At 66.2% G+C, this 7,493-nt stretch carries 8 protein-coding genes; 6 read left to right on the top strand and 2 right to left on the bottom strand.

From position 1 onward, the window contains the following. The first annotated feature begins 23 nt into the window (after positions 1 to 23). Together ccsB and rfbB are read left to right on the top strand one after the other, a co-directional pair. On the top strand, positions 24 to 1,139 hold the full coding sequence (gene ccsB / locus HMPREF3088_RS04165) for a c-type cytochrome biogenesis protein CcsB (RefSeq protein ID WP_070758568.1): 1,116 nt from the start codon (positions 24 to 26) through the stop codon (positions 1,137 to 1,139). Between the two features lie 41 nt (positions 1,140 to 1,180). Then, positions 1,181 to 2,284 (top strand): dTDP-glucose 4,6-dehydratase, encoded by a 1,104-nt coding sequence (rfbB, locus tag HMPREF3088_RS04170; protein ID WP_070758569.1) that lies wholly within the window; start codon positions 1,181 to 1,183, stop codon positions 2,282 to 2,284. 47 nt (positions 2,285 to 2,331) lie between these two features. Here the strand turns inward: rfbB and HMPREF3088_RS04175 are convergent, their stop codons facing one another. Continuing rightward, on the bottom strand, positions 2,332 to 3,711 hold the full coding sequence (locus HMPREF3088_RS04175) for an MFS transporter (protein ID WP_070758570.1): 1,380 nt from the start codon (positions 3,709 to 3,711) through the stop codon (positions 2,332 to 2,334). Between the two features lie 42 nt (positions 3,712 to 3,753). On the opposite strand from HMPREF3088_RS04175, the gene rfbC reads away from it, so the two are divergent. Genes rfbC through HMPREF3088_RS04190 form a run of 3 tightly spaced genes read left to right on the top strand, consistent with a single transcriptional unit; the run spans position 3,754 to position 6,532 of the window. Next, entirely contained in the window at positions 3,754 to 4,458 is a 705-nt protein-coding gene (rfbC, locus tag HMPREF3088_RS04180) for a dTDP-4-dehydrorhamnose 3,5-epimerase (protein ID WP_070758571.1), read from the top strand. Positions 4,459 to 4,464: 6 nt separating this feature from the next. After that, positions 4,465 to 5,343: a glucose-1-phosphate thymidylyltransferase RfbA gene (gene rfbA, locus HMPREF3088_RS04185; RefSeq protein ID WP_070758572.1), complete on the top strand. Its 879-nt coding sequence runs from the start codon at positions 4,465 to 4,467 to the stop codon at positions 5,341 to 5,343. A 10-nt stretch (positions 5,344 to 5,353) separates the two neighbouring features. Beyond that, positions 5,354 to 6,532, top strand: a complete 1,179-nt coding sequence (locus HMPREF3088_RS04190; protein WP_070758573.1) for a phosphotransferase family protein — start codon at positions 5,354 to 5,356, stop codon at positions 6,530 to 6,532. A gap of 12 nt (positions 6,533 to 6,544) precedes the next feature. On the opposite strand, the gene HMPREF3088_RS04195 is transcribed toward HMPREF3088_RS04190, so the two are convergent. Continuing rightward, positions 6,545 to 6,856 (bottom strand): hypothetical protein, encoded by a 312-nt coding sequence (locus tag HMPREF3088_RS04195; protein WP_012359509.1) that lies wholly within the window; start codon positions 6,854 to 6,856, stop codon positions 6,545 to 6,547. Between the two features lie 179 nt (positions 6,857 to 7,035). On the opposite strand from HMPREF3088_RS04195, the gene HMPREF3088_RS04200 reads away from it, so the two are divergent. Then, positions 7,036 to 7,404, top strand: coding sequence for a DUF4229 domain-containing protein (locus HMPREF3088_RS04200; protein WP_083317319.1), 369 nt, complete (start codon positions 7,036 to 7,038; stop codon positions 7,402 to 7,404). The last annotated feature ends 89 nt before the right edge of the window (positions 7,405 to 7,493 follow it).

Below are 7,493 nucleotides of genomic sequence, written 5' to 3' on the forward strand. Positions count from 1 at the left end.
CCGTTGAGGAATCGAAATAATCCATGCAGATTAATCAAGATCTCGCGCTGTTTTCTGACCTGGCGTACAAGACCACGGTGGTGCTGTACCTGCTCGCCCTGGCGGTGTCCTTGTTCTACTACGGGCTGGTCCGCCTGGCGAACGACGCTCGCCGTGAGCGCGCCCGGGTGCTGAAGAACGAGGCGACGCCGCAGGAGGCGAAGCGTCGCCAGAAGGTGGCGGTGGGTGCTGGTGCACCCGGTGCGGCCACCACCGACGTCGCTGCCGATGAGGTCGGGGACGACGGCGCGGCAGACGTCTCCGGCATCGCGACCTCCTCTCTGGACGAGGAGAACCTGCCGGCGGGGCTGCGCGCCGAGACGATTCTGCAGCGCGTGAACCGCGCGGATACCTTCGGTGGGATTACCCAGGCGCTGGTGTGGCTGGCCATCGCCGTGCACGCCGCATTCCTGGTGCTGCGTGGCATGTCCGCGAACCGCTTCCCGTGGGGCAACCTCTTCGAGTACGTCGCGGTCGTCACCCTGTTCGCCATGGTGGCCGCAGCTGTGGTGATCAACCGCCGCTCGATGCGCGTGATGTGGCCGTGGGTGCTGACCCCGGTGACCCTGCTGCTGTTCTACGGTGGCACGAAGCTCTACGCGGAGACCGCCCCGGTCGTCCCGGCCCTGCAGTCCAACTGGTTCGTCATCCACGTCTCCACCGTCTCCATCGGTGGCGGCATCGGTCTGCTCTCCGGCATGGCTTCCCTGATGTACCTGCTGCGCCGCTGGCACCCGAAGGGGCAGGAAAAGGGCTTCTTCGGAGCCATCGCCTCCCCGCTGCCGGATGCCTCCAAGCTGGACGCCCTGGCCTACCGCAGTGCGATCTGGACCCTGCCGATCTTCGGCCTGGGCATCATCTTCGGCGCGATCTGGGCCGACGCCGCCTGGGGCCGCTTCTGGGGCTGGGACCCGAAGGAGACGGTCTCCTTCATCACCTGGATCCTCTACGCCGCCTACCTGCACGCCCGCGCAACCCCGGGCTGGCGTGGCACCAAGGCTGCCTGGATCAACGTCATTGCTTTCGCGACGATGGTCTTCAACCTCTTCTTCATCAACATGGTGGTCTCCGGCCTGCACTCCTACGCTGGCCTGAACTAAACCACCGCCTAGAAACCACGCTTGGAGTGTGACGCTTCCTCGTGACCGCTCAAACCGCTAACCAAGCGGCAGCGCCCCACCGCCGGTTGACCCACGTGCTGGTCACCGGCGGTGCCGGTTTTATTGGGGCGAACTTCGTCCACCGCACGCTGGCCACCCGCCCGGATGTGCACGTGCACGTCGTGGACGCGATGACCTATGCCGCCAACCCGCTGAACCTGTGCACCACGGACGGTACCCCGTTGGAGGATGCCTATCCGGGGCGTTTCCGATTCACGCAGCTGGACCTCGCGGACCGGGATGCGGTGCTCGCCCTGGTCGACGAGGTCGCCGCCGAGGTTCCGGACGCCGACGCGCTGGCCATCGTCCACTTCGCGGCGGAGTCGCACAACGATAATTCCCTGCTGGACCCGGCGCTGTTCGTGCGCAGCAACGTGGATGGGACGGTGCACCTCGCCGAGGCTGCGGTGCGCCACGGCGTCTACCTGCACCACGTCTCTACCGATGAGGTCTTCGGGGACCTGGCGCTGGACGATCCGCAGCGCTTCACTCCGGCAACCCCGTACCAGCCCTCCTCGCCCTACTCGGCGTCCAAGGCGGCGGCTGACCACATGGTGCGCGCCTTCGTCCGCAGCCTGGAGCTGAAGGCCACGATCAGTAACTGCTCGAATAACTACGGGCCACGCCAGCACCCGGAGAAATTCATTCCGCGTCAGATCACCGGCCTGCTGCAGGGGCAGCGGCCACGGCTGTACGGCAAGGGGGATAACGTCCGCGACTGGATCCACGTCGACGACCACAACGACGCGGTCTGGGCGATCCTGGAGCGTGGCGAGCTGGGGCAGACCTACCTCATCGGTGCGGACGGGGAGCGCAATAACCTGCAGGTTGTGCGGGACCTCTTGGCGGCCTTCGGTCGCGAGTCGGATGACTTCGACTGGGTGAGCGACCGGCCGGGCCACGACCGCCGCTATGCGATCGACCCGTCCTCGATGGAGGGCCTGGGCTGGCAGCCGCGATACACGGACTTCGCCGCGGGCCTGGCGGCGACGATCGACTGGTACCGGAACAACCAGCAGTGGTGGGAGGAGACCCGCGCGGCGGCGGAGCGCCGCTATGGGCAAACGGAAAAGCTGCTGGGATAGAAAAGCCCCGCAAGCTCGTGGCTTGCGGGGCAGGTAGGCGGCGGGTTTTAGAGCTCGGCGTCCGCGAGGTTACGCGGGGTGCGCAGCAGCGCGACAACGGAGATCAGGCAGATCACCATCAGGTAGATGCCGACCGTCCACACCATCCCGGTGCGGTTGAAGAGCATCTGGGAGATCATCGGGGCGAAGGCGCCACCCAGGATGGAGCCCAGGGCGTAGGCCACGGACACGCCGGAGAAGCGTACCTCGCGGGGGAACATCTCCGCGTAGAGGGCGGACTGCGGGCCATAGGAGAGGGCCAGGCCCGGGATGAACAGCAGCATGCCGATGCCGAAGATCCACAGCGAGCCGGAGTCGATGAGGAACCACACAGGCACCGCGATCACGATGAGCATGCCGTAGCCCCAGAGGAAGGTCTGCACGCGTCCAATGCGGTCGGAAAGGCCGCCGGAGTACATCGTCAGCGCGATCCACGCCAAGGCGGCGATGACCACACAGAGGAACACGCTGACCTGGTCGTGGCCCAGCTCCTTCGTGGCGTAGGAGCCCATGAAGGCGATGATCATATAGCCGGAGGCGTTGTTACCGGAGAAGATCAGCGCCGCACGGATCACGAGGCGCCAGTGATCGCGCAGCAGCACACCCAGCGGGGCGCTGGACTCGGCGGCGCGCTCGCGCATCTCCTGGAACACCGGGGACTCCGCGACCTTGGCGCGCACGATGACACCCACGATGACCAGCACGAAGCTCAGCAGGAACGGGATACGCCAACCCCAGTCGAGGTAGGCCTCCTGCCCGATGATCGCGGTGATGACGAGCAGCACCACGGTGGATAGCGCCAGACCGGTGGGCACGCCGATCTGCGGGTAGGAGCCGAAGTGGCCGCGGCGGCCCTTCGGGGCGTGCTCCACGGCGAGCAGCGCGGCCCCGCCCCATTCGCCGCCCGCGGACAGGCCCTGCAGGATGCGGAGGAAGACGAGCAGCAGGGGAGCGGCGATGCCGATGGCCGCAAAGGTCGGGAGCACGCCGATCAGGGTGGTGGCCACACCCATGAGGATCAGGGTGCCGGCGAGCACCTTCTTGCGCCCGATGCGGTCGCCCAGGTGGCCGGCGATGGCGGCGCCGAGAGGGCGGAAGAGGAAGCTGATGCCCAGCGATGCCCAGGCGAAGACCTGCGCGAGGCTGGGGTTATCGCTGCTGGCGGGGGCGAAGAACTGCGTACCGAACACGAGGCCGGCGGCTTGAGCGTAGATGAAGAAGTCGTACCACTCGATGGTCGTGCCGACGAGGGTGGCGCCAAGAATGCGCCGGTCTTCTGAACGGTTGGGAGAATCCATGCGCTGAAAGTTAGCAAAGGCTAAACACTTCGGGGAAGTTATGGAAAAATTCGCGCGTGCGACAGCGCGGGAGCGCGGCCTGGCGCGCACCGCACCGGCTGTCTGTCCGGGCCGGGCGCTAAAGTATGGGCTATGAGTACCGCAGAGCTGCCTGTTGACTTGCGTCCCCTGGACTCGGCCACCGAGCCGGCCATCGTCGACCTTCCCATCGCCGGTGCCTGGCTCTTCGCCCCACGGGTTTTCGGGGACGCTCGGGGCAGCTTCCACGAGGGCTTCCGCGCCGCCCAGTTCACCGAGCATCTGGGATACCCCTTCGACGTCGCGCAGGCGAACGTCTCCCGCAGCAGCAGGGACGTCGTTCGGGGCATCCACCTGGCCGAGGTACCGCCGGGGCAGGCAAAGTTCGTCAGCTGCCTGGCCGGGGAGGTGGTCGACGTGCTGGTGGACTTGCGGGTCGGTTCCCCGACCTTCGGCAAGCACGTCAAGGTCGCCCTCAGCGAGGAGAATAACTACGCGGTGCACGTGCCGATCGGGGTGGGGCACGGCTTCGTCGCCCGCTCCGAGACCGCGGTGCTGAACTACCTGGTCACCGAGGCTTATAACCCGGACCGGGAGTTCGGAGTGGACCCCTTCGACCCGGAGTTGGGCATCGACTGGGGCGTGGACCGCGCCGATGCGGTTCTTTCCGATAAGGACGCCGCCGCCCCGGCCCTCGCAGAGGTTCACGCGCGCTTGGCTGATTGGCAGGAGGCGCGTGGCTGGGAGCAGGAGCTGCGCCGGGAGTGGTCCGAGGCTCTCGACTTCGCCGATAGCTACGGCGAGCACGGGGAGGGCTAGTTCACCATGCGCGGAATCATTCTGGCCGGTGGCACCGGCTCGCGGTTGTGGCCCATCACCTTTAGCGTGTCCAAGCAGCTCGTGCCGGTCTACGACAAGCCGATGATCTACTACCCGCTGTCCACGCTGATCTTGGCGGGGATCACCGAAATCCTGGTGATCACCACCGAGCGCGATGAGCGGGCCTTCCAGGAGCTGCTGGGGGATGGCAGCCGCTTCGGCGTGAGCATCGAGTACGCCACGCAGGAAGCCCCGCGTGGGCTGGCGGAGGCCTTCATTATCGGTGAGGAGTTCATTGGGGACGAGCCGGTCGCGCTGGTGCTGGGCGACAATATCTTCTACGGCTCGGGTCTAGGCACCCAGCTGCGCCGCTTTAACGAGCCGGATGGCGGGGTGATCTTCGGCTACGCCGTCGCCGACCCCACCGCCTACGGGGTGGTGGATTTCGATGAGACCGGCAAGGCGATCTCCATCGAGGAGAAGCCCGCCACGCCGTGTTCCCCATACGCGGTGCCGGGGCTGTACTTCTATGGCCCGGACGTGGTGGATATCGCCAAGCAGCTTCAGCCCTCCGAGCGCGGCGAGCTCGAAATCACTGGCATCAACCAGGCATACCTGGAACAGGGGAGGCTGCACGTGGAAGTGCTGCCCCGTGGTACCGCCTGGCTGGACACTGGCACGATCGACGATCTCAACGGTGCCAGCGACTTTGTTGGCGCGATCGAGAAGCGACAGGGCCTGAAGGTCGGCTGCCCCGAGGAGGTCGCGTGGCGCATGGGGCTGATCAGCGATCAGCAGCTGCGGGATAACGCCGACGCGCACGGGTCCAGCCCCTATGGTCAATACCTGAGGCAATTGTGCGCCCAGGCGGAATGGGAAAAGTGAGGTAACGAGAATGACAGAGCAGCAGGACGGCTTTTCTTCCGGGAACTTCCAACCCATCGGCAAGCTGAGCGCGGAGGACATCCGCACCGGCAACATCGACCGGGCGGAAGTAGCGCACGACTACACCCGCGAGGACCTGCGCCCGGAGACCCTGCCGATCTTCATCAAGCTGATCTGGCAGGACCTGGCCTGGGAGAACATCCTTCTGCCGAAGCAGGGCATGGACCACGCCGTCATCCTGCTCGAGGGAGTGCGCAGCGACGAGGGAGAGTTCGCGGACATGGTCCCGAACCGCGTCATCGTCCGCGCACCCTACACCGAGGCCTACCGCCTGCAGGCCTCTCGGGAATCCGGGGTGATCGCGGCGTTGGGGCACCGTTCCAACGCCCGCCTGCCGCAGACGGTACGCCAGGCCCACGTGCCGCGCCGCTTCACCGGCAACCAGCGTCGCATCCGGGTGACCCTGCTGTCCGTCATCGACGGCACCCCGCTGGACGCGAACGTCTGGCAGCAGATGAACGCCGAGCAGCAGGAACTCGTCGTCGAACAGCTGGGCAGCCTGCTGGCGGCGATGCACACGATGAACTCCAGCCTCCCGCCGGCCAGCAACCTCGAGAGCTGGTGGGCCGACGGCCCGGGGCAGAGTAACGCGACGGGTGCCCACGAGGTCGGCGGGGTGCCGATCAGCCCGGCCACCGAGGGGGAGCAGCACGGGCTGAACTACACGGAACGCACCCTGCCGGGCAAGCACGAGGTGATGCGCCGCCGCATGGTTGAGGTTCTGAAACCTGAGCTCTCGGCGGCGGAGTACACCCGCGCCGAAGGGATCATGGCCGAGATGGACGACATGCTGGCCCGCACGGACCTGCGGCGCTGCCTCACCCACGGCGACCTCTCGCGGGAGCACCTGCTGTGGCTACCCGACCAGGGCGTAGGCGTGCTGGACTTCTCCGACATGACGGTGGGGGACCCGGCGCTGGACTACGCCCACTTCGAGATGATCGCGCCGGGGCTGACGAAGCGGATCTTTGACCACGCCGGGGTGACCGCGGAGGACGTGGCAGATCCGCAGGTGGTCTTCGAAGACGAGGACCTGCTGGAACGGGCGAAGCTCTACAAGCGCTGGGATAACCTTTTCCTGCTCATCGACCACTACCGCACGGGGCGTTCCCCGCGGATCGAGATTTAAACGGGCCGGGCGCTAGCCCTGGGCGGGTGGGTCCTGCTGGTCCTCGTCCCGCTGGCGGCGGAGGCGCTCCCGCTCCTCGCGCTGAGCCTCCTCCTCAGCCAGGCGTTCCTGTTCGCGGCGTTTCTTGAAACGCTCCTTCTCGATATTCCACAGGAAGTCCGGGTCGTCGTCCGGCCCCTTCGCCCGCGGCTGTTGCTCGAGCTGCTTATTCTGCCGGCGCCCCAGCTGGCCTACTGCAGGCGTGTTGCCGCTGCCCGGCCCGAAGGCTTTCCACAACATCACGATCGTGATGATGACCAGGATCAGGATAATGAGGCGACCCAAGGGTGCGATGCTCCTTCAAGGCAGAAAAATTCGGTGAAATGTCTTCCCCCGACTCTAGCCACCTCATGGGGTTAGTGGGTAGAGGAAAAGTGGCGGGGATACGGCGGCGGGCCGGGGTGACGTCCTAAAAATGAAGCGCAATTGGTGCCTAGCGAAGCAGTGACCGTAGGCTGGACGGCGTGACTAATAAGCAGAATCCGCAAGACCCATCCCAGGTTGAACCATCGCTGCCGGGGCCTCCCGGGCAGAAGCCGAAGCTCGGCTCGAAGGCCTGGCGGGACGTCCTGCTATACGGATTCCTGCGGCTGGTGCTGTTCCTGGTGCTGACGTTCGTGATCCACTCGATCGTGATTCTGCTGGGGATGGCGAACTTCTTCCCGCTGCTGATGAGCGCGCTGCTGGCTCTCATCCTCGCGTTGCCGCTGTCCATGATGATGTTTAAGAACCTGCGGCTGCGGGTGACCGCGCAGATGGCGGAGTGGGACTCCGCGCGACGCGAGCACAAGCGCCAGCTGCAGGAGCAGCTGCAGGACCGCTTGCACGACTAACAGGACGGCCGGGGTTGGGACTGGCTGTGGGGGGATAGCTGTGGCGACCGGCCGGGGGGGGACTGGCTGTGGCGACCGGCCGGGGGGGG

Origin of the sequence: Corynebacterium sp. HMSC22B11 (assembly GCF_001815965.1) — a bacterium.
Taxonomy (GTDB): domain Bacteria; phylum Actinomycetota; class Actinomycetes; order Mycobacteriales; family Mycobacteriaceae; genus Corynebacterium.

Excerpts from the sequence above, each read along its gene's own strand:
- rfbC (WP_070758571.1), top strand. The coding sequence starts at position 3,754 with ATGAGTACCGCAGAGCTGCCTGTTGACTTGCGTCCCCTGGACTCGGCC.
- rfbA (WP_070758572.1), top strand. The coding sequence starts at position 4,465 with ATGCGCGGAATCATTCTGGCCGGTGGCACCGGCTCGCGGTTGTGGCCC.
- ccsB (WP_070758568.1), top strand. The coding sequence starts at position 24 with ATGCAGATTAATCAAGATCTCGCGCTGTTTTCTGACCTGGCGTACAAG.
- HMPREF3088_RS04190 (WP_070758573.1), top strand. The coding sequence starts at position 5,354 with ATGACAGAGCAGCAGGACGGCTTTTCTTCCGGGAACTTCCAACCCATC.